Annotated in this window: 25 protein-coding genes and 1 other annotated feature; of the genes, 16 read left to right on the top strand and 9 right to left on the bottom strand. The window is 41.5% G+C overall.

Features of this window, described 5'->3' with window-relative positions; genetic code table 11:
- Positions 1-5: 5 nt before the first annotated feature.
- Positions 6-1,562 (bottom strand): ClC family H(+)/Cl(-) exchange transporter, encoded by a 1,557-nt coding sequence (locus AC6UD6_RS01770; RefSeq protein ID WP_500695513.1) that lies wholly within the window; start codon positions 1,560-1,562, stop codon positions 6-8.
- A 103-nt stretch (positions 1,563-1,665) separates the two neighbouring features.
- On the opposite strand from AC6UD6_RS01770, the gene AC6UD6_RS01765 reads away from it, so the two are divergent.
- The 4 genes from AC6UD6_RS01765 (at position 1,666) to AC6UD6_RS01750 (ending at position 4,767) form a co-directional block, all read left to right on the top strand.
- A complete protein-coding gene (locus tag AC6UD6_RS01765) occupies positions 1,666-2,139 on the top strand; it encodes a hypothetical protein (protein ID WP_500695453.1) in 474 nt (157 codons plus the stop codon).
- 142 nt (positions 2,140-2,281) lie between these two features.
- On the top strand, positions 2,282-2,920 hold the full coding sequence (locus tag AC6UD6_RS01760) for a nucleotidyltransferase family protein (RefSeq protein ID WP_500695452.1): 639 nt from the start codon (positions 2,282-2,284) through the stop codon (positions 2,918-2,920).
- 23 nt (positions 2,921-2,943) lie between these two features.
- On the top strand, positions 2,944-3,663 hold the full coding sequence (locus AC6UD6_RS01755) for a Panacea domain-containing protein (RefSeq protein WP_500695451.1): 720 nt from the start codon (positions 2,944-2,946) through the stop codon (positions 3,661-3,663).
- A 186-nt stretch (positions 3,664-3,849) separates the two neighbouring features.
- Entirely contained in the window at positions 3,850-4,767 is a 918-nt protein-coding gene (locus AC6UD6_RS01750) for an alpha/beta hydrolase (RefSeq protein ID WP_500695450.1), read from the top strand.
- Between the two features lie 298 nt (positions 4,768-5,065).
- Here the strand turns inward: AC6UD6_RS01750 and AC6UD6_RS01745 are convergent, their stop codons facing one another.
- The gene (locus tag AC6UD6_RS01745) at positions 5,066-5,851 is read right to left on the bottom strand and encodes a glucose 1-dehydrogenase (protein ID WP_500695449.1); all 786 of its coding nucleotides are present in this window, start codon (positions 5,849-5,851) and stop codon (positions 5,066-5,068) included.
- A gap of 226 nt (positions 5,852-6,077) precedes the next feature.
- Between AC6UD6_RS01745 and AC6UD6_RS01740 the strand changes: the two genes are divergently transcribed.
- A complete protein-coding gene (locus tag AC6UD6_RS01740) occupies positions 6,078-6,428 on the top strand; it encodes an iron-sulfur cluster biosynthesis family protein (protein ID WP_500693299.1) in 351 nt (116 codons plus the stop codon).
- A gap of 96 nt (positions 6,429-6,524) precedes the next feature.
- Here the strand turns inward: AC6UD6_RS01740 and AC6UD6_RS01735 are convergent, their stop codons facing one another.
- Positions 6,525-8,150: a putative glycosyltransferase family protein gene (locus AC6UD6_RS01735; protein WP_500695448.1), complete on the bottom strand. Its 1,626-nt coding sequence runs from the start codon at positions 8,148-8,150 to the stop codon at positions 6,525-6,527.
- A 168-nt stretch (positions 8,151-8,318) separates the two neighbouring features.
- Positions 8,319-8,552, top strand: a binding site (T-box leader).
- Positions 8,553-8,599: 47 nt separating this feature from the next.
- Between AC6UD6_RS01735 and AC6UD6_RS01730 the strand changes: the two genes are divergently transcribed.
- The 11 genes from AC6UD6_RS01730 (at position 8,600) to AC6UD6_RS01680 (ending at position 19,302) form a co-directional block, all read left to right on the top strand.
- The gene (locus AC6UD6_RS01730) at positions 8,600-9,442 is read left to right on the top strand and encodes a MetQ/NlpA family ABC transporter substrate-binding protein (protein WP_500695447.1); all 843 of its coding nucleotides are present in this window, start codon (positions 8,600-8,602) and stop codon (positions 9,440-9,442) included.
- A 99-nt stretch (positions 9,443-9,541) separates the two neighbouring features.
- The gene (locus AC6UD6_RS01725; protein ID WP_500695446.1) at positions 9,542-10,522 is read left to right on the top strand and encodes a LacI family DNA-binding transcriptional regulator; all 981 of its coding nucleotides are present in this window, start codon (positions 9,542-9,544) and stop codon (positions 10,520-10,522) included.
- A 167-nt stretch (positions 10,523-10,689) separates the two neighbouring features.
- Entirely contained in the window at positions 10,690-11,436 is a 747-nt protein-coding gene (locus tag AC6UD6_RS01720) for a sugar phosphate isomerase/epimerase family protein (protein ID WP_500695445.1), read from the top strand.
- The gene (locus AC6UD6_RS01715; protein WP_500695444.1) at positions 11,437-12,723 is read left to right on the top strand and encodes a Na+/H+ antiporter NhaC family protein; all 1,287 of its coding nucleotides are present in this window, start codon (positions 11,437-11,439) and stop codon (positions 12,721-12,723) included.
- 23 nt (positions 12,724-12,746) lie between these two features.
- The gene (locus AC6UD6_RS01710) at positions 12,747-13,712 is read left to right on the top strand and encodes a sugar kinase (RefSeq protein WP_500695443.1); all 966 of its coding nucleotides are present in this window, start codon (positions 12,747-12,749) and stop codon (positions 13,710-13,712) included.
- Between the two features lie 19 nt (positions 13,713-13,731).
- Entirely contained in the window at positions 13,732-14,667 is a 936-nt protein-coding gene (locus AC6UD6_RS01705) for a phosphoglycerate dehydrogenase (RefSeq protein WP_500695442.1), read from the top strand.
- A 133-nt stretch (positions 14,668-14,800) separates the two neighbouring features.
- Positions 14,801-16,204, top strand: a complete 1,404-nt coding sequence (locus AC6UD6_RS01700; RefSeq protein ID WP_500695441.1) for an APC family permease — start codon at positions 14,801-14,803, stop codon at positions 16,202-16,204.
- Positions 16,205-16,311: 107 nt separating this feature from the next.
- A complete protein-coding gene (locus AC6UD6_RS01695; RefSeq protein ID WP_500695440.1) occupies positions 16,312-17,151 on the top strand; it encodes a glycosyltransferase family 8 protein in 840 nt (279 codons plus the stop codon).
- Positions 17,152-17,332: 181 nt separating this feature from the next.
- Positions 17,333-18,106: a (S)-acetoin forming diacetyl reductase gene (locus AC6UD6_RS01690; RefSeq protein ID WP_500695439.1), complete on the top strand. Its 774-nt coding sequence runs from the start codon at positions 17,333-17,335 to the stop codon at positions 18,104-18,106.
- Between the two features lie 61 nt (positions 18,107-18,167).
- Entirely contained in the window at positions 18,168-18,617 is a 450-nt protein-coding gene (locus tag AC6UD6_RS01685) for a zinc ribbon domain-containing protein (protein WP_500695438.1), read from the top strand.
- A 52-nt stretch (positions 18,618-18,669) separates the two neighbouring features.
- Entirely contained in the window at positions 18,670-19,302 is a 633-nt protein-coding gene (locus AC6UD6_RS01680) for a DUF805 domain-containing protein (RefSeq protein ID WP_500695437.1), read from the top strand.
- Positions 19,303-19,347: 45 nt separating this feature from the next.
- Here AC6UD6_RS01680 and AC6UD6_RS01675 read toward each other — a convergent pair whose 3' ends face one another.
- The 6 genes from AC6UD6_RS01675 to opp3b form a co-directional block, all read right to left on the bottom strand.
- Positions 19,348-19,854: a hypothetical protein gene (locus AC6UD6_RS01675; protein WP_500695436.1), complete on the bottom strand. Its 507-nt coding sequence runs from the start codon at positions 19,852-19,854 to the stop codon at positions 19,348-19,350.
- 169 nt (positions 19,855-20,023) lie between these two features.
- Positions 20,024-20,416, bottom strand: a complete 393-nt coding sequence (locus tag AC6UD6_RS01670; protein WP_500695435.1) for a zinc-ribbon domain-containing protein — start codon at positions 20,414-20,416, stop codon at positions 20,024-20,026.
- 144 nt (positions 20,417-20,560) lie between these two features.
- Positions 20,561-21,475, bottom strand: a complete 915-nt coding sequence (locus AC6UD6_RS01665) for an ABC transporter ATP-binding protein (protein ID WP_500695434.1) — start codon at positions 21,473-21,475, stop codon at positions 20,561-20,563.
- Positions 21,468-22,517, bottom strand: a complete 1,050-nt coding sequence (locus AC6UD6_RS01660; RefSeq protein ID WP_500695433.1) for an ABC transporter ATP-binding protein — start codon at positions 22,515-22,517, stop codon at positions 21,468-21,470. The genes AC6UD6_RS01665 and AC6UD6_RS01660 overlap by 8 nt, the downstream gene beginning before the upstream one ends.
- Before the next feature lie 14 nt (positions 22,518-22,531).
- Entirely contained in the window at positions 22,532-23,560 is a 1,029-nt protein-coding gene (locus AC6UD6_RS01655) for an ABC transporter permease (RefSeq protein WP_500693317.1), read from the bottom strand.
- Entirely contained in the window at positions 23,560-24,492 is a 933-nt protein-coding gene (gene opp3b / locus AC6UD6_RS01650; RefSeq protein ID WP_500693318.1) for an oligopeptide ABC transporter permease, read from the bottom strand. The genes AC6UD6_RS01655 and opp3b overlap by 1 nt, the downstream gene beginning before the upstream one ends.

The following is a 24,492-nucleotide window of genomic DNA, read 5'->3' as shown; positions in this document are numbered from 1 at the left end:
ATTTTTTATTCGTCAATTTCCATCGCCATTTTCACCAGCTGCTTCTTAACCGGTCCGATGTTATCTCGGTGGGCGAGGACGATCAGTGTGTCACCGGCTTTAATTTGGGTGTTGCCATTGGGAATGATGTGCAGATTACCCCGACTAATCGTGATGAGAATGGAGTGGTTCGGCCAGTGGATGTTTTTGACTAATTTGTTTTCAATTGAACTGAATTCGTAGACCGGGACCTGAATCTTGTCCGTCTTGCTGTCAGCGTTGAAATACGTCTTAATGGCTGTCAATCGTTCCGCTAAGGCTTGATAGATTGGTTGACCACCCAGCATGTCGACCACGACGTAGGAAATGAGGACCACGAGCGCTAACGCCATGAAGTTCTTGGTGTTACCGACCAGTTCGGTGATTAACATGATGGAGGTAAAAGGTGCCTTACTGACGGCTGCAAAATATCCAGCCATCCCGAAAATTAACAAGTTGTTAACGTACCCGGCACCGAGTAGTCCAGTCTGTGACATAAAGCCACCGTAAGCGGCACCAATCAGTGATCCAACTGCTAAGACCGGCATGAAGAAGCCACCTGGAATTCCAGCACCATACGTAATTAATCCGAAGACAAACCGGACGATTAAGAAGACAAAGATGGCGGTTAAGGGCACGTTGTGGGTAGCAACGGTCATAATGACCCGACTACCACTTCCGATGGTGGTCGGAAAGAACATTCCAACGGGAATAACCAGTAAAATCGGAATCGCACACATAAAGTACCATGGAATAATTTTAATCTTAGCGAACCACTTTGGCAGGTCCAGTAGACCTAGGTTATAGACGTAGCCTAGGACACCCAGAATAATACCTAGGATAATCAGTTGCCAGTAGTTCTGCAGTTGAAAAATGTGACTGTAGAAAATGGGCAGAATGGGTTTTAAGCCGAAAACTTTTAAGGAAACAAAGTTTGCACAGATTGACCCCGTGAGTGACGAAAGCCAAACGGCGGGGGAGAAATTGCGGTAAACGCCCTCCATGACGAAGAACGTCCCTGCTAGTGGTGCACTAAAGGTGGCCGACAGTCCTGAGGCTGCTCCGGTCGCAATCATCAATCGTCGCTCAGAACCGCCTTCTTTAAAGCCCTGGGCAATTCCTTGACCAATGGCACCACCTAACTGAACGGAGGGTCCTTCTCGTCCAACAAAAATTCCAGTTCCAACGGTTAGGACACCAGTGACAAATTTCCGCCATAAGACAGAGACCCAATTAGTTTCAATGTTTCCCGCAAGTTGAGCTTCAACCTGTGGAATCCCGGAGCCTTTAACGTCAGGATCGCCCTTCATGATAAGACCGGTCACGATTGAGATGAGTAAGAAAGTGGGAATTACCAACCACAGAAGATTGAGATTGTGGTCAAGTCCATGATAAATTGTAAGCGACCATTTTAAAGCGACCTGGATTAGGTAACGAAAAGACGCAATTACGGCACCCGTCAGCGTTCCAATAATGGTTGCAAAGAGAACGTATCGAATGTCTGAAAAATCAATGTGGTGTGTGCGTTTCGGCAAGTTGTTCATCTCCATTAAGCAATTACACCAATTGTATCACGATTAATTTCCCCAAATGAATTCGATTTTAGGGTAAAATAATAATATAGAAAAGATTTAATTGGAGGAATTTATGAAGAAATCAGATATTGTTCAAAAGTTAGACTTCTTGTATGTCCTAACCCTAGTAATTTCAATTATTGAAACGGTTTTGTTGTTTCCAATTCTTGGTGGGATCATCATTGTTAGCATGCTTTGGGTTCCACTACTGGTGCTATTAGGTCTCTACATTACTTGTTTCATCATCAGTTCGCAGATGGTGAGCTCACTCAGTGATGATAAAGTTAAGGCTGAGATGGATAACATCAAACCAAGATTTATCGTTGGGATTGTCTTGTCGATAATCGCGGTCATTCCAATTGTGGGATGGATTTCACACATTGTGATGGCCATTATCATGTGGCAGGTATTTACTAACATTAGTACGCTTAAGACGAACTTGATTAACGATGATGGAGCTAAGGGTGATTGGAAGGACGTTACCCCAGATTCTGAGAAGCAGGATTCGAGCCAGCAAGGTTCAAATGATAAAAATTCTAATAAATAATTAAAATAAACACATTATCCTATTTAATAAAGCATAAAAAGTTGTTATACTTTATTAAAGTAATAGGAGGGGATAGTAGTGTTGCATAGTTATAATAGCTATATGGGTTTAAATTATTTATCTATCCCAGAAATAGTAGTATATGGATGATAAAGATGGTAATAATCAAATTGAGATAATAAATGAACTTATCTTTCATTTAAGTGATTTTTATACTGATTTTTCTAATAATTATTATCCAGATCAAAGTGCACAGAAAAACGTAAATTTAAAAAAACGTTCTATTGTTGCTGCTTTTGATGATGATGAATTTAAAATTAGGTTTTTGCCAGAATATAGAAAAAGATTAATTGATTTTGAGTCTCATAAAATTGATCCATATCTTGACGAGTTTAAATTAAGTGATGGTATACTTGTGGAACGAAGAGTGAAAGCAAAGGACTCAATGCTTAATAAACTTTCTTCTTATTATCGCAAATCAAAAGCGTGTAATCAGGATTTTTATGTATATAAGTGTCTAAATGATTTATTTGGTGCCAGAATCGTATTATCAGGAATCGATAATATTATTTTTGATATTTTTGGTGTTCTTGATGAATTAAAAGACAAGGGAATTATAAGTAGATATTATGCGAGATATGATGGTAACTACCGTGGAATTCATTGTTATTTACAATTAGATAATCGACATCTAACATGGGAACTGCAAATTTGGGACGAATCAGATGCGCGAGAAAATAGATCTGAACATGGACGACATGAAAGAGAAAAACTACAGTAATTGTTTTTAAAGGAGGAAATAATATGTATATTCATTTAATTGTCTATTCAAGAATTGATGAAAAAAAGTTTGTTTACCATTTTGCGACAAAAGATGTAAAACAACTATCTAAAATTAGAGAAACCATTCTTGAAAATGCAGAAAAATTTGATGATTACGACTTTAGTATGCATACTTTACAAACTGATGAAAGTTCATTTGAATCAGTTGTAAAATTAGATCCTTATTTTAAAGATTCAGAAGTTTTCACTGATATATCGTCTTTCTTTAAGAATTTAAATTATTCTTCTAAATTAACAGCACTTGATGTTGGAAGTTATTTGTTGCGTAAATTTAATTTAAAAAGTTTTCCTCTTCAAAAAGTTCTGTATTATGTGTATGCAGATTATTTAGAACAATTTAAAGAGCCACTTTTTGTGGCGAGATTTGAAGCATGGGGTCACGGTCCAGTGGAGCATGATGTGTATGCAAAGTATAAGTATGATCATCAAAAATTGTTGAAAAGTATTGGATTTGAACAAAAGATTTCTGACTGTTCAAATCGAGTTGATTTAATTAGTTTTGTAGATTTTGAGAAAATTAAGTATGCACCTTACTATAATGATGGTGCATGGAAGTCTGATGACAAAAACTTGACGCATAAAGCAAACACACCATGGTCTAGAGCTCGTGATCGCGATGGTAATGATGAAAGTATAACTGATGAAGATATATTGAATTATCATTACATTGAAAAAGCTTAATTAATCATTTTATCCTTATACAAGCACAAATACACCTATGGTTTTCATAGGTGTATTTTATTTTCATTAATTTTTCACTAAACTGAACCTTTTTTGTGTCATTGTGTCTGACCTCCACTAAGATAGTACATAGACTTATTAAAATCATTTTTAAAAGTGAAAATCAATTAGAAAGGAGCAAGGCCAATGAAAAGAATACTGAAATGGACTGGAGTGACGGCTTTCTTCTTTGTCATTTTCGCAGTCATCCTTGATTTGGCGGTTGGCTATCTCCTGTTTAACTTTGCCTTTGGGAAGACGGGACTAGCCAGCTTGTACAACGAAAATGCTGGGACGCCCGATACCGAGTGGTTTAGTGATAATCACGCACAGGTTCTACACGAAAAGGCGAGTGATGGGACCAATCTAGTTGCTAGATACGTCCCATCGGAAAAACCAACCAACAAGACGATGATTGTCGTTCACGGATACGGTAGTAATAGTGAAGAGATGGAATCCTTTATAAAAATCTTTCATGATGCCGGTTATAACGTTCTTGCACCGGATAACCAGTCGTTTGGCGGCAGTGGTGGTAAATACATCGGGTACGGTGTCAAAGACGCCACTAACCTGGAAAAATGGGCCAGAGTGCTCAATTATGACCACCCCGATGGCGAATTAGGGTTATTTGGGACAAGCATGGGGGCGTCGGCCGTCATGTACTCTTTACCAAAAATGCCAAGTAACGTGAAGTTTGCGATTGAAGACAGTGGTTATGCCAGTGTCGAAGGGGAGTTGGGTGGCCAATTGAAGCGGCTATTTAACATTCCGAGTTTTCCACTGGTTCCGACCGTTAATCTCTATGTACGAATGTTTGCGAAGTATAACATGAATGATGGGAACACGAAGAAGACCCTGAAGCACAACCAGATTCCGTTGTTTATCATTCACGGTGACGTTGACAAGTTTGTCCCCGTTAAAAATGCCTATGAGAACTACAAGAACGATGCTGGTCCAAAACAAATCTGGATCATTAAGGGTGCTGGCCATATTGAAGGTCGTAGTCAGGATCCAGATACGTATACGCAAAAAGTCGTCAACTTTTCTCAGCAGTATTTTAAGTAGTTGAATTTAGTGAAATGATTGGTAAAATTAAAACAGGAATTCTGAGGAGATGAGGACCAATCAAAGCCAAAATCAGACTAACAGTTGCGTGTTTACTTGTAATCGGGGTAATTGCTGCATATTTTATCCTGGATCAAAGAGAACGATTGGTCCTCTTTTTTGAAGGAGTTGGATTAGTTGCTGCATGCGTCCTGTTTGGATGGCACGGAATTAATGAGTTAATCAAAAGAATTTTAAAGGTATTTTAGACCAAAAAAAGACTACGAATTTGAATTCGTAGTCTTTTTGGTTGGTAATTTTAACCGTTACCATTTTGAAATGATGGGTATAATGTCATTCCACCATCAACGTAAAGTGAGATTCCAGTAACGTAGCTAGCTTGGTCAGAAGCTAACCAAACGGCAGCAGCTGCAACTTCGGAAGGTTTACCAATCCGGTGCATTGGAACCATGTTAACAGTTGATTCGTAAGTCTTAGGATTAGCGAACTTCTTGGCGTTGATTGGGGTGTTAATGGCACCAGGACAAATCGAGTTAATTCGAATGTTTTGTTGAGCAAATTCCATTGCGGCAGTTTCGGTGAATAATTTAACGCCACCCTTACTTGCAGCGTAACTTGCAAATGTCGGCCATGGGATTTGTTGGTGAACTGATGAAGTTTGAACGATACTACCATTCTTGTTGTGCTTTAAGAAGTAGTTTAAAGCAGCTTTAGTACCCAAGAAAGTACCAGTCAAATCAACGTTAACGACTGCTTCCCATTCTTCAAGGGTAACTTCGTTTGTAGGGGTCTTCTTTTCCATCCCAGCGTTGTTGAACCAAACGTCCAAATCACCAAAGGAATCAACAGCGGCTTGTACTAATGATTCAGCACCAGCATCATCGCCAATGTCGCCTTGCTTAGTAACGGCGTGGCCACCGTTTTTTTCAACGATTTCAACAACTTGGTTAGCCGCATCTTCGTTTTTGTGGTAGTTAATAACCACGTTCATGTGTTCTTGACCCAAACGTTCAGCAATGGCAGCACCAATCCCTGAGTCTCCTCCAGTGATTACGGCCGTCTTGCCTTCAAGATCTTTATACATAACCATATAATATACACCTCTACATTTCTAATCCTGTTAAGCGGATTGGACTTGTTTCTGACACTATAATAACCCATTAAGAGACTAATATAAAGGGGAAAGAACTGATTGACCCTTTAAAATTAAGTTGTGTACATTTTACTTGCGTTATGGTGAATTCCTGCTATCATAAATAGTGAAGATTTGAAGAGGTTCATTTCTGAATCACTTATAGGAGGTTATAAATATGAAACTAACAATTACTGATGACGCAATGGCCTACATGAAGAAAAGATTAGCAGGTGCTAACGCATACCTGTTGGCCGCAAATGACGGATCAAATAACTTCTCTGAAGGTGCCGGTGGTGCTTGCACCGTTGGAGATGCCTTTCAAGTTGTTGGTGTTTCAAAAGCACCATCAGACTATGATGTTAAACTTGAAAACAATCAAGGTGCTGACGTTTTAACCAGCAAGAACGATATGACTTTCTTCGGACCAGGTCTAAAACTTGATTTCAAGAATAACTTCTTACAGTTAAAAGATGACGGTGAAATGATTGATGGTCAAGTTACGACCAACAATCAAGTTGAAAAATAGAATAAGAGATTAATAAGCCAGGGAAGAACCGGAGTAATTGCTTCGGTTCTTTTTTATTAAAAAATGGGATTCACGTCACGTGAGTCCCATTTTCGTTTATTTAAAATGTTTTTTGTAAAATGCCAGCCCAAGGTATCCCAGTAAAAGTAACCAAGAAATAACGCTGATCCAAATCCCAATGATGTGAACGCGGGTGCGGTGATACGTCAATTTGATGGTGTTTGCTCCCTTTTTGACGGGAATGTGGATGGCACGCTTTTGGTCTACTTTAATTGGAACGGCCTGATTGTTAACGGTCACTACGTAGCCAGGGAAGTAAACATTTGGCAAACGAACCCTGGTGGCACTTTCAGCGTCTAACTGGTACTCAATTTGATTGTACGAGGTAGTCCGTTGCTTTTGTTTTAAGCCCTTCTGATTTGGATTCATTTTTAAAATAGAGTGTTCTTTGAGTAGCGGTTCTAGTGAATCGGAAGCATGAGGGAGGTAGTCCCAATAAACGGCCGATTTTCCCACCTTTTCAAATTCCTGTGGTGAAGAAGCCTGAGGTTCCCACGATTTGAGCTGCAAATTGGTGGCAAGTGATGAACACAGGCTAAGTCCTAAGACGCCTAAAAGCAAGAGAGCTCCCGTAGAATTGTTTTTGGCAAAAATCTTGGTGATGATTTCTCCGCCTAAAAACGCTAATAGAACGGTGGTGATGATCAGAAAACGGAATGGGAATTGGATCATTCCCACCCACTTTTGCAAAAGGTCCCACGGAAAAAGATTCGAACTAAAAAGCAGAAAGAGCAGTGAGAGGACCGTCATTGATCTAGAGAACAGGTCGATTCGATGCCAGAAGAAAAACAGCAAAATGATGATCATTAGTCCGACAATGCCAATGCCAGCGCCATACTGCCACGGTCCGTTCGGAGTGGGACCAAAAAACAGATTGGTGACCGGGATACTCATGTCTTGGAGGCGACACTTCATGATGGAAATTTCTTGGTCGTAGTGGTAATTCTGAATTAGTGGTAGTAAGAAGAAAGCGGATAAGAAGAAAGTCCCGCCGGCAGCGGCGACTAGGGCTATGACCCGCTTCATCTTAAGTTTCAATGAATCATGATTTACCATGATAATAATGATCGTCATGGCGGCAAATGTACCGGCAATCAAAAACGACAAGAGGTGGATTAATACCAGCAGGGTTAATCCAACACTTAAGACCCACCACTGACGATAGTTTTTGATACATACTTGATAAATTCCGTAGAGAACCACTGGCAGAAAGACAAACGCCATTCCTTCAGCTACATCAAAGCGGACAAAGAGGTCGAACGTTAGATACGTCGATAAACCGTAGATGATGGCGGATGCGAGCCCAGTCAGTTTCCGATTGGTAATTTTCCAGGTCGCTAGATACATGGAGATAAATACCAGAAAATTGATTAGGATTAGGTAAAGTAAGTAGGATGTGTACGGATTTTTAATGGCCAGATGAATCATGGCCTCGGGTAAGACGGCAAAGATCGGATAGAACCCGTTTAGCGGATAGCCAACTTTGACAAAAGTTTTCGTCATCATTCCTGGAATCATATGTAAGATGCCACCGTGTTGAACCTGGATGTAACTCTCGTACGCCCGGGCCAGATGAAAACGCATGTCCTCGCGTGGTAGGATTGGATTGCCAAAGAAATACGGACTGACGATTACCACGCTTAGAATTAAAAATAAAATCATTGAAAATAGCGTAAAATGCTTATGTATGAACTTCGAGATGGTAATTCCCCCTTGTGATTTAATATCATTATTATAGAATAACTTTAAAAGTTATTCTATTTTTTCTTAAAAATGATTGACATTGAGTTTTAAAGCATGTAAAGTAACGACCATTAAAAACAATAAATTAACTAAACGGAAAAGTTGAGTAGGCAGAAGAAACTCAAAGAGAGTCTCAGGCTGGTGCGATGAGATGAGTTGGCGCTGTTGAAGATGGACTTGGAGTTTTCACCAGTAAATCGTGAGCTGGTGACGGGATGCCGCCGATATCATGGCCCGGTTATTTTTACAAGTAACCGTTGAGGTAGTCGTTGTGAGACGGCTATGAACTAAGGTGGTACCGCGGAAGCATTCGTCCTTTTTACAGGATGGATGCTTTTTTGTTTGGTTAATAAATGGGAGGAACGCAGATGAGAAGATGGGTTAAATACTTAATTTGGATTGGAATTATATTGTTTATTGGAATCGCCGGATACTTCAGCTTTTTCCACCAATCAGAAGCTGAAGCGAACACCATTACCGTTGGCATCATGGCCGGATCCAAACAGGAACAGGCCATCTGGAACGAAGTGGCTAAAGACGCCAAGGATAAGTACGGCCTAAACGTTCAGTTTCAGACGTTTACCGATTATTCACAGCCTAACAACGCTCTGACTAACGGAGACATCGACGTGAATGCCTACCAAAACTACCCATTTTTGGACAATTGGAATGAAGTTCACCACACTGATATTGTTCCGGTTGGGGATACCGTGATTGAACCGATGAGGATTTACTCTAATCAGTTTAAGTCGGTTAATGAAATTTCCAGTGGAACGTCAATCGCAGTGCCAAACGACACTAACAACGAATCGCGGGCTTTACACGTCCTCCAGAGTGCGGGACTGATTAAATTAAATCCGAAGAAGGCATTCACTACTGTTAAAGACATCACAAGTAATCCGAAGAACCTGAAGATTAAGGAAGTTGACGCCTCGCAAACGCCACGATTACTGAATTCAGCGGGAGCTTCCGTTGTGAACGGGAACTTCGCTGAGAGTTCGAACCTGAGTCCGAAGAAGGCCATTTATACGGCACCATTTACCAAGGATTCGCATAAGTGGGTCAACTTCATTGCCGCAAAGAAGCGCGACAAGCATAGCAAGAAAATCAAGAAATTAGTGAAAGCCTATCAGACCGAAAAAACCGCTAAACTGATTAAGAAAGAGTCCGGGATTAATCAACAGGCGGCTTGGAACCTTAAATTTAAGTAACTCAATAAGAATTCATCAATTAATTGATGAATTCTTTTATTGGTCTGAAACAATGGTTTAATAAATGGTAGAATGAAAAAAACGATGGGAGTGATCCAAATGGGTTCAGTAGCTACGATCAGAGACGTTGCGTCAGAAGCAGGAGTGTCAACTGCCACCATCTCACGCTACTTAAACGGAAAAACCAACCACATGTCCGATGCTACTGCGAAGCGGGTCACCGAAGCGATCAAGAAGTTGAACTACGTGCCAAACGAATCCGCCAGACAGCTCATTACCAAGCAAAGTCGATTGGTGGCGGTCATTGCGGCGGATGTTGATGATTACTTTTCCACGGAGATTTTTAAGGGTGTTAATTCGGTTTTAAAAAAGAACAACTTCATCGCGGTCTTGATGGATTCCGATAGTGATGAGCAACGAGAACTTGGAACCTTGGATTCACTTAACCAACAAATGTTTGGTGGCGTCTTGATTCAGCCGTTAAGTAACGACCTGGACGCCTTTCAAAGCTCAATTCCCACAAATGTACCGGTGGTCATGTTAGATCGGCAGATTAAGGGCAGTCCGTGGCCGAGTGTGGTTACCAATAACTATGAGGTCAGTAAGAAAGCGGCGCGATACTTTAAAGACCAGGGATTAAGCCACGTCTTTGTGATTACAAATAACGTAAAAAACGTTTCTACCCGAGAACAACGATTGAACGGGATTAAAGCAGTCTATGGGAACCACGTCACGATCATTCAACCGGGAAACGATGAGGCTTCATTTCATCAGGCATACGCCAAACTAAAAAAGGCCCTGGAAGAAACAAATGGGGGGCTGATTTTTGCTTTAAAGGAACGGTGGCTCTTGAAGTTTTTGCCCAAGTTGATTCGGGATGGGGTAATTCGGAAGTCCGATGGGGTGCACATGACGGGATTTTCTGACACTTCACTGGTAGATAATATTGATCCAGGAATCAAGGTTATTAATCAGGATCCGTTTCAGATTGGGGTTAGTGCAGCTCAGATCCTGATTGAGGGGATTGAGAGTGATTCCCAACCAATTGCGAAAAAAATTGAGATTCCAGCCCAATTTTAAAATAATAAGACTAGCCAGTGCGGCTGGTCTTTTTTTATGGTGTCACGGAAAACGATTACATATTTTTAGAAAAAAGATTACCAAATAGTATTGACTACTTTTATGTAAACGTTTACCATAAGTATCAATATGAAAGCGGTATCAAATTAAAAAAGGAGTGAATACTGATGCGATTGTTTTTAAATACATGGATCTTTGTAAATGACATCGAAGCCGGTACGAGTCAGGCAGCGTTATTCCCACGCGTGAAACAAATGAACGTTGACGGAATTGAGGTTCGACGAGAATACATCAAGGATTTTTCAAAGGAACTGGATGAGATTGATAATGCCAGATTGAGAACGGGATTACTAGTTAATTACAGTGTCCCCGATGAGCTGTTTTTAAAGGATGGTTCGGTTAATCCTAAATTGAAGCAGTACTTCAACGAGGGACAACGAATGGGAATTACCAAAATCAAGTTTAACGTGGGAAACTTTCGGGCGTTTGACGGTGATTTGTCCCATGCTTTTGACGGTTTACCACTCGATCAGATTCAAATGAACGTGGAAAACGATCAAACCGAGGTTAGTGGCAAAATGGCTAATGTTAAACACTTTTTAAACCAAGCGAAAAAGAATGGGCTGCCCATTAAGTACGTGTACGACCTTGGCAACTGGGCGTTTACCCATCAAAGTGCGGACTATGCGGCTGATTCTTTGTACCAGTATACCGATTACATTCATCTAAAGAACGTCAACCAGTTTGACGAAGATGACTTACAGACCGCGGACGATCTAAACGACGGCATGTTTGATTGGAAAAACATCCTGAACGAGTTACCGAAAACGGCGGATTTGGCGCTTGAATTTCCGATGGAAGACGACGAACACGTTGAATGTCAGGTCAAGTTGCTGAGAGATGAGGTGATGTAGTTGATGAATACCATTATTGCGATTCTGTTACTAATTACCTTTGCTGGCTTTATCTTTTACATTGTTAAAGGTGGAGACCTGACCATTGGGTTCTTCGTCATGGCGATTCTTTGGACCGTCATCGGCCTGATCCCATATCACACCGCTTTGACGGCGGTCTTCTCAACACCCGCTCTGAAGTATGGTTCGACGATTATCTACATTGTCTTTGGTTCGTGGTTTGGACGGGTGCTGGTTGACAGTGGCATTGCGCCATCAATTTCACAGAAAACGAATAAGGTTGGGAAATCGCATCCCTTACTGGCTGCCATCCTGATTGTCTTAGTTACGGCGCTGTTGTTTGTTAGTTCCTACGGAGTGGGTTCGGTCATTGCCATCGGTGTCATTTTGTTACCAATCCTTTTATCGTTGGGGATTCCTCGAGACGTGGCCCTAACGACGTTTGCCTTGTCGATTGGCTCGGCCATGTACGTTAACGTCGTGTTGTTCAACCAAATCAAGGCCTTCTTTCCCAAAGCTCAGTACAATCTGCACTACCTCGAGTTTGGATGGGCCGCTATGGCGGTGCAACTAATCGCTGTGATCTTGTTTCTAGTGATGAAACGCCACACGTTCAATCCAAAGAATGCCGAGGCCAACCTGAAGAAAATCGGGGCAACTGATCCAGGAGACGTCGACAAGATTCCGTACATTGCGTACGCCATCCCAGTTGTTCCCGTTATTTTGAACATGGCGCTCGGCTGGGATGCCATTCCGGCCTTGATCCTTTCTAGTATCCTAGCGATGCTTGTAACTGGTAAGATGAATGGTTATAAAAAATTCAAAACGTTTCTTAATGCCACGATTAAACAGTCCATTAACGACATTTCGGGCTTAATCATGTTCTTGATGGCACTGGTTATGTTTGCCGGGGCGGCTCAGTTAAACGCTGGTCGTTTCAAGGGAATCTTCAGCGCCATCCTGCCAAATAGTCACTTACTGCTAGCACTTGGAATCGGAGTCTTAGCTCCCTTAGCATTATTTAGAGGTCCACTTCAGGTTTGGGGTGCTGGTGCAGCGACGGCCGCCGTCCTTTCCGCCACCGGAATGTTTAACGACATGTTCTTGTTACCATTAATGTACGTTCCAACCCTGATGGCGGTTTCAACTGATATCACTCAGTCATGGAACGTCTGGGGTCTTGACTACATGAAGGTTCGTCCTCAGCAACTGTTGAAACTGGGAGTTCCGGTCATGTGGATTGTCTCCATTTTAAACGAAATATTAGTGTACTTATTCTTCGGATAGATGATTAAAGAAAGGTGAAAATTATGAGTGAATTTCTGACAATTGGTGAACCAGTGGTAACGTTCGCCTCAACCGATCCTGACGCTACTTTAGCTGATTCGACCCACTATCTAAAAATCCTCGGAGGGGCAGAACTAAACGTGGCCATTGGTGCTAAACGACTGGGACATTCCGCTGAGTATGTGTCTCAAGTAGGAACCGATCCGCTGGGTAAATACGCCAAAGACGTGATTATCGACCACGGCGTTGGCATTGACTATGTTAAAGACGATCCCAATCATTGGACGGGTCATCAATTAAAACAGATGGTGACTCACGGTGATCCCCAGACGTTCAACTATCGCACGGGATCGGCTGCTTCGCATTTAAAACGGGGAGTCATTGACGAGATTAATCTTGACGACGTCAAAATGGCTCATCTAACGGGGATCTTCCCGGCTTTGTCAGCTGAAGCGGAAGGCTCATATCGTGCATTAATGGACCGATTGATTAATAATGAAATCAAGATAACGTTTGATCCAAACCTGCGTCCCAGACTGTGGGGTGATCATGATCGAATGATTAAAACGATTAACGAATTGGCTAAAAACGCTGACATTGTGATGCCAGGTGTAAACGAAGGCAAGGTCCTCATGGGAAGTGATGACCCAGAAAAAATTGCTGACTTTTACCTCCAAAATGGTGAACGCACGAACGCGGTGCTCATTAAGTTGGGATCGGATGGTGCGTATGTGAAGATCAAAAACGGTGATTCGTATACGGTAGCTGGTTTCAAGGTTGACCACGTTGTTGATACGGTTGGTGCCGGTGATGGGTTTGCACTCGGGGTAATTACCGCACTATTAGAGGGCAAAAATCTAAAGAGTGCGGTCATGCGTGGAAATGCCGTTGGGGCGCTTCAGGTTCAGACGCCCGGTGATAACGACGGCTATCCTACTCCAAGTGAATTAAATGAATTTTATAAAAAAGAACACGTTAGTGAATCGTAAGTAGATGGGAGAGATTATGATGGCTAAAAAAGTTGCAGTACAAGCAAGTTTGGCTTCAGATGGAAAACAGCTACTGAAAGACAGTGGCTTTGATGTTGTGGAATTACCTGACAAGAAGATTTCAACGTTGCTTGATATGGCCGCCGATGCTTATGGCATCCTGATTGGCACGACCCCGTTTCCAAATGACACCATTGAAAAGATGCCAAACTTAAAGATCATTGCTAGAAACGGTGTGGGTTATGACAACATCGACGTTCCCTTTATGGTACAACATGGCATATATGTAACAATTACGCCACTCGCCAATGCCTCAACGGTTGCGGAGACGACGTTAGCCGAAATCTTTGACGTATCAAAGAACGTTACCAATGATTCGCACGAGATGCGTAAGGGGAACTGGAACTACAAGAAAGATCATATGGGTTTTGATTTAGAGGGCAAAGTCCTCGGAATTCTCGGTTACGGCCGGATTGGTAAGATGGTCGCTAAGAAGGTGAGTGGACTGGGGATGAATGTCATCTACAATTCACCCCATGCTGAAGACTCTGAATACGGGAAAGCGGTTAATCGCGATGCCATCTTTACTGATTCAGATATCGTCACTTTACACATGCCAGTGCTACCCTCTACTAAACAAAGCGTTGGTAAACGTGAATTTGAGATGATGGACAACTCGGCGGTTCTCATTAATTTGGCTCGTGGAGCACTCATTAATACAGATGATCTAATCGACGCTTTAAAGAGTCACGAAATTAAGGCCGCTGCCCTGGACGTGTTTGATTCTGAACCGCTACCAATGGACAGTCCACTCTACAAGCTGGATAACGTCTTGTTAACACCGCACATTGCCTCTAACACGGTGGAATGCATGAACCGGATGGCGCATGACGCTGCCAGTGAAATTGTAAAAGTCCTAAATGGTGAACAACCACAGTGGGCGGTTAAAAAGTAAAAAAATTAACTAAGAACTGAGACCATTGCATCCCAGTTCTTTTTTTATTTAAGAAAATCTTTAAAAAGTAATTGTCATCATCTTTTTTTCACGGTACAATTCAATGCAATACAAATGAAAAGGAGTGATGCATATGCATAATATGTTCAAGAGAGAATCGGTTGCTAGTTTCGTCAAAGCCGATGCCGGCTTAAAGCGAACACTGACCGCTAAAGATCTAATCGGTCTGGGCGTCGGAGCCGTTGTCGGAACTGGGATCTTTATTCTTCCAGGACACGAAGCAGCTTTACACGCAGGACCAGCAGTCGCACTGGCATTCTTGCTTGCTGCCATCTTAGCTGGGGTCGTGGGCATGGCGTATGCCGAGTTTTCGTCGGCAATGCCCGTTGCTGGTTCAGCATACTCCTTTGGAAGCGTCGTTTACGGCGAGATCATCGGGTGGATTCTTGGTTGGGGACTAATCTTAGAGTACTTCTTGGCAGTCTCCGCTGAGGCCACTGGATTTGCTTCGTACTTTAATAACAATATTTTAGCCGCCATTGGGATTAACATTCCGAAGTTTCTTCAAAGTGGACCGATGGAAGGTGGAATTGTCAACATCAGTGCCGTTGTCATTACCCTGTTAGTTGGATTACTCGCTTTAATGGGAACTAATTTTTCCAAGAAGATTGAGAACGTTGCCGTGCTGGTCAAGATTGGCATCATTGTTTTGTTTATCGTTGTGGGTGTTTTTTACATCAAGTCAAGCAACTACGTTCCGTTTTACCCGAAACAATTTCACACTCCACCGTTTGGTTTAGGGGGAATCTCAACCGCCGCTGCCACCGTCTTTTTTGCTTTCATGGGCTTTGACGCGTTGGCATCAAATTCGGCTGAAACCATTAATCCTAATAAGAATATGGCCAAGGGAATCCTTGGAACCGTTCTGATTGCGGCCGTCCTATACGTCGGGTTCTCTTTGGTCCTGACCGGAATGGTTCATTACTCACTACTAAACGTTGACGATCCGGCCGCTTTGGCATTCTCCATGGTGCACCTGAACTTTATGAACAAGGCCATCACGATTGGAGCACTGTTTGGGATTTTCACCGCTATGGTTACCATGGTCATCGGGAGTTCCCGACTGGTTTACTCGCTTGGACGTGATGGACTAATTTCTAAGAAAATGGGGAAGATTAACCACAAGACTGGAATTCCAACCTACGCGGTTTGGTTAGCCGTCATCATTCAGGCCATCTTTGCCGGGGTCGTTCCTTTGACCCAACTAGTTTCATTGATTAACGCTGGAACTTTGGTTGCGTTTGCCTTTATCTCATTTGGAATTATTCCATTGAGACGAAGAAAGGACATCAAGAATACTGGTTACAAGATGCCACTTTACCCCTACCTGCCAATCCTAGCCGGACTGATGAGTATCTACTTCATCATCATGTTACCGAACGTGACCAAGATTGCGGTAATTGGTTGGTTAGCACTGGGAATTGTGATCTACTTTGTTTACGGGATTCATCATTCTAGACTGCAAAATGAAGAATAATTGATAAATGGGAAGCCGTGAGATGGCTTCCCATTATTTATACATAATTGTTGAGAAATATATTCAAATGTGGTGAAATAATATCAAATAAATTATGGGAGTAAAATATGACTACAAAACAACCAATTGAAATTCTTGTAACTATCAATCAAGGGTACATTAATCCATTAAAAATTATGTTATATTCACTTAAACTTAACAATCCAGATGTTAATTTTAGAATTTGGGTTTTACAAGCTGATTTTACACCAGAAAATGATCAACAACTTATTAATTATGCTGGTGAACTGCATATGGAACTTCAATCAATCCAAACGGGTCAAAATTTAAAAATTCCAGATTCTTTTTTAAGTGTTTATCATTATCCAAAAGAAATGTATTTTAGATTATTATGTGGTAATGTTCTACCAAAAGATTTAAAAAAAGTAATTTATTTGGATCCTGATCTTTTAGCTATTAACGACATTCAACCTCTTTGGAATCTCCCCCTAGATGGAAAAATGTTTGCGGCTGCAGTTCATAAAGGGCTTACTGACATTATGAGATCTATTAATAATCTACGTCTTGATACCGATGGGGGTTATTATAATTCAGGAGTTATGGTAATGGATTTGGATCAAATGCGTAAAAAAATTAGGCTTCAAGACATTATTGATACTATTAAAAAGTACAATGATTATCTAATTTTACCAGATCAAGATATTCTAAATTATTTATATGGCAATGATACCAAGGAAATCTCTGAAGATATCTGGAATTTTGATGCGCGTCAATCCTTAAATTATTTAACTCGTAGTGGGGGAAAAGAAGACCTTGATTGGGTTATGAAAAATACGGTTATAATTCATTTCTGTGGTAAACCCAAACCATGGCAGCTTAATAGTAATTCTCCATATACAGCACTTTGGCTTAATTACCAACAAATTGTTACCAATCAATTAAATTAAAATACAAAATATATAGATTATATACTGGTTAATCATGATTTATTTTTGAACTGGCATTTAAATTAAATAAGTAAGAATGGAAAACTAAGAATAGTTTTCCGTTTTTTATATCTTAGAAGCATTTAGCTGTGATAAAATTAACATAAAGATTGATTATTATAGTAAGTGAGGAAATTGAACGATGGATAAGAAAGTGGCTCTAGTGACAGGTGCTGGACAAGGAATCGGAGAGGCTATTACCAAACGATTGAGTAAAGATGGCTTTTCCGTGGCACTGGTTGGTCGTCATTTGGATAAGATGGAAGAGGTTGCTAAAGGGATTCAAAGTGACAATGGGGACGCCATTGCCATTAAAACCGATGTTGCCAATCGTGACGAAGTTTTTGCAGCCGTTGAAAAGGCTGCCAAACATTTTGGTGACTTCAACGTGATTGTGAACAACGCTGGAATTGCGCCAACCACACCAATCCAGGCCGTTACTCCAGAGGTCCTGGAACAAGCCGAAAAAATTAACGTGGGTGGTACTATTTGGGGAATCCAGGCTGCCGCTAAGAAGTTCAAAGAACTTGGGCATGGCGGTAAGATTATTAATGCTTCATCTCAAGCTGGGATGACCGGTAATGAGAACTTGACCGTTTATGGTTCAACTAAGTTCGCTATCAGAGGAATTACTGAAACAACCGCCAAGGAACTTGCCGATGACGGGATTACCGTTAATGCATACTGCCCTGGCATCGTGGTCACTCCCATGATGAATGATATTGCCCAAAATGTGGCTGATGAAGCCGGGAAACCATTTGAATGGGGAATGGAACAGTTTGCAAAAAACATTGCCTTGAAACGACTTTCAAAACCTGAAGACGTGGCTGGCTGTGTTTCATTTTTAGCTGGTCCTGACTCTAACTACATGACTGGTCAGTCACTTTTGATTGATGGTGGAATGGTATTTAACTAAATAATGGGACTCTGGCAAGGTGTCAGAGTTCTTTTAGTACATATTAAAAGGAGAGATTAAAATGACTTTAAAAACAAGATTTTGTCCTAACTGTGGAGCTGAAATTCCAGTTGACGTGAAGTTCTGTACGAAATGTGGGTACAAACAACCTACTATTGATGAGTTGGAAGAAATGAATCAGGAAGAGGAGACAACTACGGTTGAAGTTGGCTCAAATGAAAAACAAGACGATGGTCAACCTGAAATTGTGATTCCTGTTTCAGCTGGTGCGATTCCTGAGGGATATGAATTCAATCAAAACGGGTCAGTGGCATTAAGTGACCACTATATTCCAGATGATGATCAGATTTTGCGGGATTTTCAACAGGAAGCTTTTAATAAAATTAGAGATATTGTGAAAGAAAATAATTGTGATGGTGCCTTTAACTTGGCAATTCAGACTCAAATTGACGGAGATAGTTCAAAAATGTTCATTTTCGCCTATTTTGACATGGCAAATAGTGTAAAATAAAAGTAGATGTTACATTAGCATCGATTTAAATACATACTATGGAGGTTTTACGATGGATGACACCAAGCACTGTCCCAATTGTGGCAAGTTGTTAAAGGCGGATGTTAAATTCTGTCCTTATTGCGGTCAAGCTCAACCCGAGATGGCTGATGCCCAAAGTAATCAAAGCACTGATAATCAACAGGCTAATTATGGTTATCAAGAAACTAATAATGAGCAGCAGACTTATCGTCCAGAATCTGATAATGGAGTGGATATTCGTTCTGAATATTCATCACCTAACATGATTACATCGTTTAAGGATTTATTTGGGAACATGTTTCATATTTCTGGAAGAATGAGCAGGGCGTCGTATTGGTGGTCATACTTAGATGTATGTTTAATTACAGTTGCTTTTTATTTCTTGATGTTTGTGTTCGGTAGTATAGATTCTTCGGTGGCATACGCGATTACAATATTGATTGAAATTGCATTTCTTGTTTTTGGTGTTGCCGCGGGTATTGCACAAATCACTTCTACCTGTCGTAGATTTCATGACATCAATTATTCAGCTGGTTTCTGGTGGTTACAACTGATTCCATTTGTTGGAAGTATCATCGTTTTCATTTTCATGCTGTTTAGTTCTGTGGACGAAGGCAATCGCTTTGGTGGACCAGATGTTAGCTACTTGAAGAAATTAAAATAGTTAGTAAAAAACACTGCTTAATGGGCAGTGTTTTTTTACTAACTATTATTGTTGTGGACCCATAACAAAGTGTTTTCCCGATTTCATATTATTTCCCCAATTTATATTAATAGCGGTTTTAGTTAGGTGGAAAGTATCAGTGAGACTACTAGCTAATTGTAAGGGGAGTTTTTTAGGATCTTCGTTAGAATCGTCATTGTTTAGAACTTTATACATGTAAAATGACTGATTTTGGTGTGGTAATTTGGCCTTGATCAAGTAGAAGCTACCATAATTTGCATTCTTTTTATCGTTTGGATGCTTTATGTAAAATTTATATGATTTGTCTTTCGTATTGTACATTAACGTGGCATGTGCTTCACTAAGCTCATCACTTAATGAAGCTCCATTAGGTGCATCATTATCAGGACGTGCTGTATGATTAATCGACTTAATCACGCTACTAGCATTCGTATCCTGATTAGGGAAAACATGACGTGCCCTAAAGTAGAAGTTCAAACCGAAAATAACGGCAAGGACAATGGTTCCAATCCCACCTAGCAGTTTCTTCAAGTTACTTTTATTGTTTTGGGGATGATTTTCAGTCGGACTGGTTTTGGGTTGTTGCTTGGTTGTCTGTGGCTGCTCAACTCCACAATACGGACAAAAGCTCGCGTCTTTTTTGATCTTTTACCACAGTTGACACAAAACTTTGTATTATTCATTAGATTTCATCCTACTTTCAAAATACTTGTGAACCCATGACCATCCCGAAAATAATTCCAATGATCATCAAAACGACCGACGCAATTATCAAAATAATTCCAGCGTTTTGGTGATACTTAAGTTCGATTGCGCCAAGGACAATTCCGATAATTCCAAACACGATGGGGATAAAGAGGGTCGATAAAACGGCGGAAATCCAACCGAACACCAGTAGAAGGGTACTGATGGTTTCGGGATTGCCCTGATTGCTAGTAGTCTTAGGTTGCATACTTGCTGGACTTGGTTGTGACTCATTATGCGGGGTCGAATTGATTTCTGGCTGTTTGGCACCACAATATTGACAAAACTTCGTTTCTTTGGGAATCTTCTTGCCGCATTTAACGCAGAATTTTTCGTTAGTGTTATTCATTGAGATAAACCTCCATCTTGTGATTGAATTCATTATTCACACTAATAGTACCATTCCCTTGTCACTCCCGCAATTGAAGGGTGAATTGAGAGAAATAAAAAACGTTCGACTGAATTTATTTTCAATCGAACGTTTTTGAAACGGTTATTTGTATTGTTGGGCTTCCTCATCACTGCAGTACAGCCAGTGACCAGGACGGACTTCCTGAAGGTATTGGTCTTCTTTAAATGGTTGACTGTGGTCGAACTTGATAATCTTGTGCTGTTTCTCTGAGTGAGGGTCAGGGACTGGCACTGCTGACAACAAGCTCTGGGTGTACTTGTGAAGTGGATGGTTGTATAACTCATCGGTATCAGCCATTTCCACGATTTTACCAGCGTACATAACGGCGATTCGGTCACTAATGTACTTCACCATTGAAAGGTCATGAGCGATGAATAGGTACGTTAGACCCTCTTTTTCTTGAATGTCCTGCATTAGGTTTACGACCTGAGCCTGAACGGAAACGTCCAGGGCGGAAATTGGTTCATCAGCGATGATGAACTTAGGCTTAACCGCTAGGGCTCTTGCGATTCCAATTCGTTGTCTCTGGCCACCGGAGAACTCGTAAGGGTAACGACTGGCATGTTCTTCGTTTAGGTTAACAAGGTGAAGGAGCTCTCGAACTCGGTTATCTCGTTCATCGGAATTTTTAACCAAATGATTGATATCAAGGCCTTCGGCGATGATGTCCTCCACTTTCATTCGTGGGTTCAGTGAGGCATACGGATCCTGAAAGATCATCTGCATCTGACTTCGGAGGTTTTTCATCTGTTTGCGTTTTAGCTTCGAGATGTTTTGCCCCTCAAAGTCAATTTCACCATCAGTTGGGTCGTATAAACGAATGATGTCTCTTCCAGTCGTACTTTTACCAGAACCAGATTCACCAACCAGTCCCAGCGTTTCACCGGGATAAATGTTGAATGAGATGTCGTCAACGGCCTTAACTTCGTCGGGCTTTCCGACGTTAAAGTATTGTTTTAAATGTTTAACTGAAACAATTGGGTCCTTTTTAGTCATGGTCGTTTTCACCTCGTTTCTTAAATTCAGCCTGACGCTTTTGAATTGATTCCGGTGGGGTAACCTTTGGAGCTCGCTTGTCTAACAACCAGGTGGCGGCGTAATGGCTGTCACTTACCTTGAAGAAGGGTGGTTGTTGTTCATGGTCAATCTTTAAAGCGTACTTGTTTCGAGCGTAGAAAGCGTCACCCTTTGGTGGGTTAATCAAGTTGGGTGGGGTACCCGGAATCGTGTTTAATCGATCACTCTTCATGGATAAAGTTGGCATGGAATCAAGTAGTCCCCACGTGTAGGGATGTTGTGGATTGTAGAAAATGTCGTCAACGGTTCCATACTCGACAATCTTACCGGCGTACATGACGGCTACTCGATCGGCGATGTTGGCAACCACTCCTAAGTCATGAGTGATGAAGATAATCGACGTTCCAATTCTGTCCTTTAACTCTCTTAGTAGCTTAATGATTTGAGCTTGAACCGTAACGTCCAATGCGGTAGTCGGTTCGTCGGCGATTAGAACATCAGGATGGTCAATAATAGCCATCGCAATCACGATTCTTTGTCTTTGACCACCAGAAAATTGGTGGGGATAGTCGCGCATCCGTTCTCTCGCGTTGGGAATGCCGACTTCTTCTAGTACCTCGGCCGCCCGCTTTAAGGCTTTTCCTTTGGACATTCCCTCGTGAACTCGGAGTGGTTCAGCCACTTGATTACCGATGTTCATGGTGGGGTCCAGTGAGGTCATGGGATCCTGAGAAATCATGGCAATCTTGCCACCACGAATCTTGTCCATTTGTTTTTTGGATTCTTTTAAAATATCTTTGCCTTCAAAATCAATTGTACCGTTGGTGATGGTTTCGTTATCAGCTAGAAGACGCATGATAGTTCTCACGGTGATTGATTTCCCTGAACCAGATTCACCAACAAGGGCGAGCGTTTCTCCCTTATCAAGGTGGAAGCTAACGTCACGAATGGCCTTCACAGTTCCGTTTAGGGTAGCAAAATCAATTGACAGGTTTTTAACGTCTAAAACTTTTTGAGCCATCTTATCTGTCTCCTTTACTTAGATTTTGGATCGAACGCATCTCTTAATCCATCTCCAAGCAGGTTGGTCGTAATCATAATGACAGACAGTACGATTGCTGGAACCCACATTTGATATGGCAAGAAATGAAAGGCCTTCTGACCATCGTTTAGAAGTGTACCAAGGGATGCGTTTGGTGCTGGAATCCCGATTCCAATGAAACTTAGGAAGGCTTCAAAGAAGATGGCCGATGGAATGGTAAACATGGTTTGAATAATGATAGTAGAACTGAGGTTTGGAATCAGGTGTTTCATCGCAATCTTGAATGGTGATTCACCAAGGGTTCTGGCGGCTAGGACGTATTCGGATTCCTTTAGTTTAAAGGTCTGAGCACGAACTAAACGTGACATGGTGATCCATCCGGTAAAGGCAATGGCGATGATGATTGAAGTGATTCCGGGTTTAAGGATTAGTAGTAATAAAACAACGACGATTAGGTTAGGAATTGATGAAAGGATTTCAACGATTCTCTGCATGAAGGTGTCAACGGCACCACCGACCCAACCCGAGATTAAACCGTAAGGAACACCGACTAAGAGGTCGACGGCTGTCGCAACGACCGCGATAAACAGTGATAACCGGGTCCCGTAGAGAATTCTTGAGAAGAGGTCACGACCAAGGTAGTCGGTCCCCATGATGTAGTAGGTTCCCTTTGGAACGTGTTCTGCTTGATATGCGTTGACCATGTGGCCACCGGCTTCGTGAATCCCATTTAGACCGGGGATGTTAAGTGAACCCCACTTTGGTGGTAAGTTCGCATACAGGACGTTTTGAGCGTTTGGATCGTGTGGTGAAAGAATCGGGGCGAAGATTGCGACTAGGGCGATAATGACTAATAGAATCAAAGAAGTCATGGCAACTTTATTTCGAACTAGTCTTCGTTTAACGTCTTGAAAGTACGTTAAAGATGGGGTGTTAATTGATTCCGATTCAGTGTCCAAGTTTGAAAGATCGTCACTTGCGAACTGGAACTGATCTTCAAGTGGTGGTAAGTTTTCGGCCATTATTCTTTACCTCCGTTTCCTAGTCTGATTCGTGGATCGATGATTCCATAGAGAATATCGACAACTAAGATAATGACAACTAATAAGAATGAGTAGAAAATTGTGAGTCCCATGATGGTGGGGTAATCGTTCGTCAGAATGGACTGAACGAATTGATTACCAATTCCAGGAATTGAGAAGATGTTTTCAACCACCAGTGAACCGGTCATGATTGAAACGGCCATGGGACCAACGATGGTGATAACGGGAATCAGTGAGTTTCTTAGCGCATGATGCGTAATCGTCTTTCTTTCCGAATCACCCTTGGCTTTTGCCAGTTCAATGTAGTCACTGTCTAAGACATCAACCATTTCAGTTCTCATGAACCGGGCGACGTTTGCAAGTGGAAATGCGGCTAACGCTAGCGTCGGTAGGATACTGGAACTGAAGTTCTGCCAGAGGGCAACTGGGAACCATTGCAGTTTGTAGCCGAAGTAGTACTGAAGCAGAACGGCTAAAACGAAACTTGGGATTGAGATTCCAAGGATTGAGATGAAGGTGGCACTTGAATCAACCCAGGTATTTTTCTTGATGGCGGCAACGGCACCAAGGATGATTCCAAGAACAGAACCAACAACCATGGCTTGGGTACCAATCTGCATTGAAGGACCAATGTCATGGGCAATCAATTGAGTAACTGGTTGGTTGTTAAATTGAAATGAAGTACCTAGATTTCCGTGGAGTAAATTTCCCATGTAGATTAAGTACTGATCCCAAAGTGATTTGTTTAATCCGTACTTTTGGTTCATTATTGCGATTTGACTTGGCTGGAGTTTTGCCTGGTTTGAGTAAGGCGTACCGGGTAAAAATTTCATCAGGAAGAAGGTAACCGAAGCAACAATGAATAAAGTGAGGACTAGGTAGAAAATTCGACGGATGATGTATTTAGTCAT

It is taken from the genome of Fructilactobacillus sp. X8R2C1 (assembly GCF_059900955.1).
Note: the sequence above shows the minus strand (reverse complement) of the source record. Positions and strands in the feature narration are given on the sequence as shown.

What these genes read in the sequence shown, in the direction of transcription:
- AC6UD6_RS01770 (WP_500695513.1), bottom strand. Translation starts at nt 1,562, where the DNA reads ATGAACAACTTGCCGAAACGCACACACCACATTGATTTTTCAGACATT.
- AC6UD6_RS01765 (WP_500695453.1), top strand. Translation starts at nt 1,666, where the DNA reads ATGAAGAAATCAGATATTGTTCAAAAGTTAGACTTCTTGTATGTCCTA.
- AC6UD6_RS01760 (WP_500695452.1), top strand. Translation starts at nt 2,282, where the DNA reads ATGGATGATAAAGATGGTAATAATCAAATTGAGATAATAAATGAACTT.
- AC6UD6_RS01755 (WP_500695451.1), top strand. Translation starts at nt 2,944, where the DNA reads ATGTATATTCATTTAATTGTCTATTCAAGAATTGATGAAAAAAAGTTT.
- AC6UD6_RS01750 (WP_500695450.1), top strand. Translation starts at nt 3,850, where the DNA reads ATGAAAAGAATACTGAAATGGACTGGAGTGACGGCTTTCTTCTTTGTC.
- AC6UD6_RS01745 (WP_500695449.1), bottom strand. Translation starts at nt 5,851, where the DNA reads ATGTATAAAGATCTTGAAGGCAAGACGGCCGTAATCACTGGAGGAGAC.
- AC6UD6_RS01740 (WP_500693299.1), top strand. Translation starts at nt 6,078, where the DNA reads ATGAAACTAACAATTACTGATGACGCAATGGCCTACATGAAGAAAAGA.
- AC6UD6_RS01735 (WP_500695448.1), bottom strand. Translation starts at nt 8,150, where the DNA reads ATGATTTTATTTTTAATTCTAAGCGTGGTAATCGTCAGTCCGTATTTC.
- AC6UD6_RS01730 (WP_500695447.1), top strand. Translation starts at nt 8,600, where the DNA reads ATGAGAAGATGGGTTAAATACTTAATTTGGATTGGAATTATATTGTTT.
- AC6UD6_RS01725 (WP_500695446.1), top strand. Translation starts at nt 9,542, where the DNA reads ATGGGTTCAGTAGCTACGATCAGAGACGTTGCGTCAGAAGCAGGAGTG.
- AC6UD6_RS01720 (WP_500695445.1), top strand. Translation starts at nt 10,690, where the DNA reads ATGCGATTGTTTTTAAATACATGGATCTTTGTAAATGACATCGAAGCC.
- AC6UD6_RS01710 (WP_500695443.1), top strand. Translation starts at nt 12,747, where the DNA reads ATGAGTGAATTTCTGACAATTGGTGAACCAGTGGTAACGTTCGCCTCA.
- AC6UD6_RS01705 (WP_500695442.1), top strand. Translation starts at nt 13,732, where the DNA reads ATGGCTAAAAAAGTTGCAGTACAAGCAAGTTTGGCTTCAGATGGAAAA.
- AC6UD6_RS01700 (WP_500695441.1), top strand. Translation starts at nt 14,801, where the DNA reads ATGCATAATATGTTCAAGAGAGAATCGGTTGCTAGTTTCGTCAAAGCC.
- AC6UD6_RS01695 (WP_500695440.1), top strand. Translation starts at nt 16,312, where the DNA reads ATGACTACAAAACAACCAATTGAAATTCTTGTAACTATCAATCAAGGG.
- AC6UD6_RS01690 (WP_500695439.1), top strand. Translation starts at nt 17,333, where the DNA reads ATGGATAAGAAAGTGGCTCTAGTGACAGGTGCTGGACAAGGAATCGGA.
- AC6UD6_RS01685 (WP_500695438.1), top strand. Translation starts at nt 18,168, where the DNA reads ATGACTTTAAAAACAAGATTTTGTCCTAACTGTGGAGCTGAAATTCCA.
- AC6UD6_RS01680 (WP_500695437.1), top strand. Translation starts at nt 18,670, where the DNA reads ATGGATGACACCAAGCACTGTCCCAATTGTGGCAAGTTGTTAAAGGCG.
- AC6UD6_RS01670 (WP_500695435.1), bottom strand. Translation starts at nt 20,416, where the DNA reads ATGAATAACACTAACGAAAAATTCTGCGTTAAATGCGGCAAGAAGATT.
- AC6UD6_RS01665 (WP_500695434.1), bottom strand. Translation starts at nt 21,475, where the DNA reads ATGACTAAAAAGGACCCAATTGTTTCAGTTAAACATTTAAAACAATAC.
- AC6UD6_RS01660 (WP_500695433.1), bottom strand. Translation starts at nt 22,517, where the DNA reads ATGGCTCAAAAAGTTTTAGACGTTAAAAACCTGTCAATTGATTTTGCT.
- AC6UD6_RS01655 (WP_500693317.1), bottom strand. Translation starts at nt 23,560, where the DNA reads ATGGCCGAAAACTTACCACCACTTGAAGATCAGTTCCAGTTCGCAAGT.
- opp3b (WP_500693318.1), bottom strand. Translation starts at nt 24,492, where the DNA reads ATGACTAAATACATCATCCGTCGAATTTTCTACCTAGTCCTCACTTTA.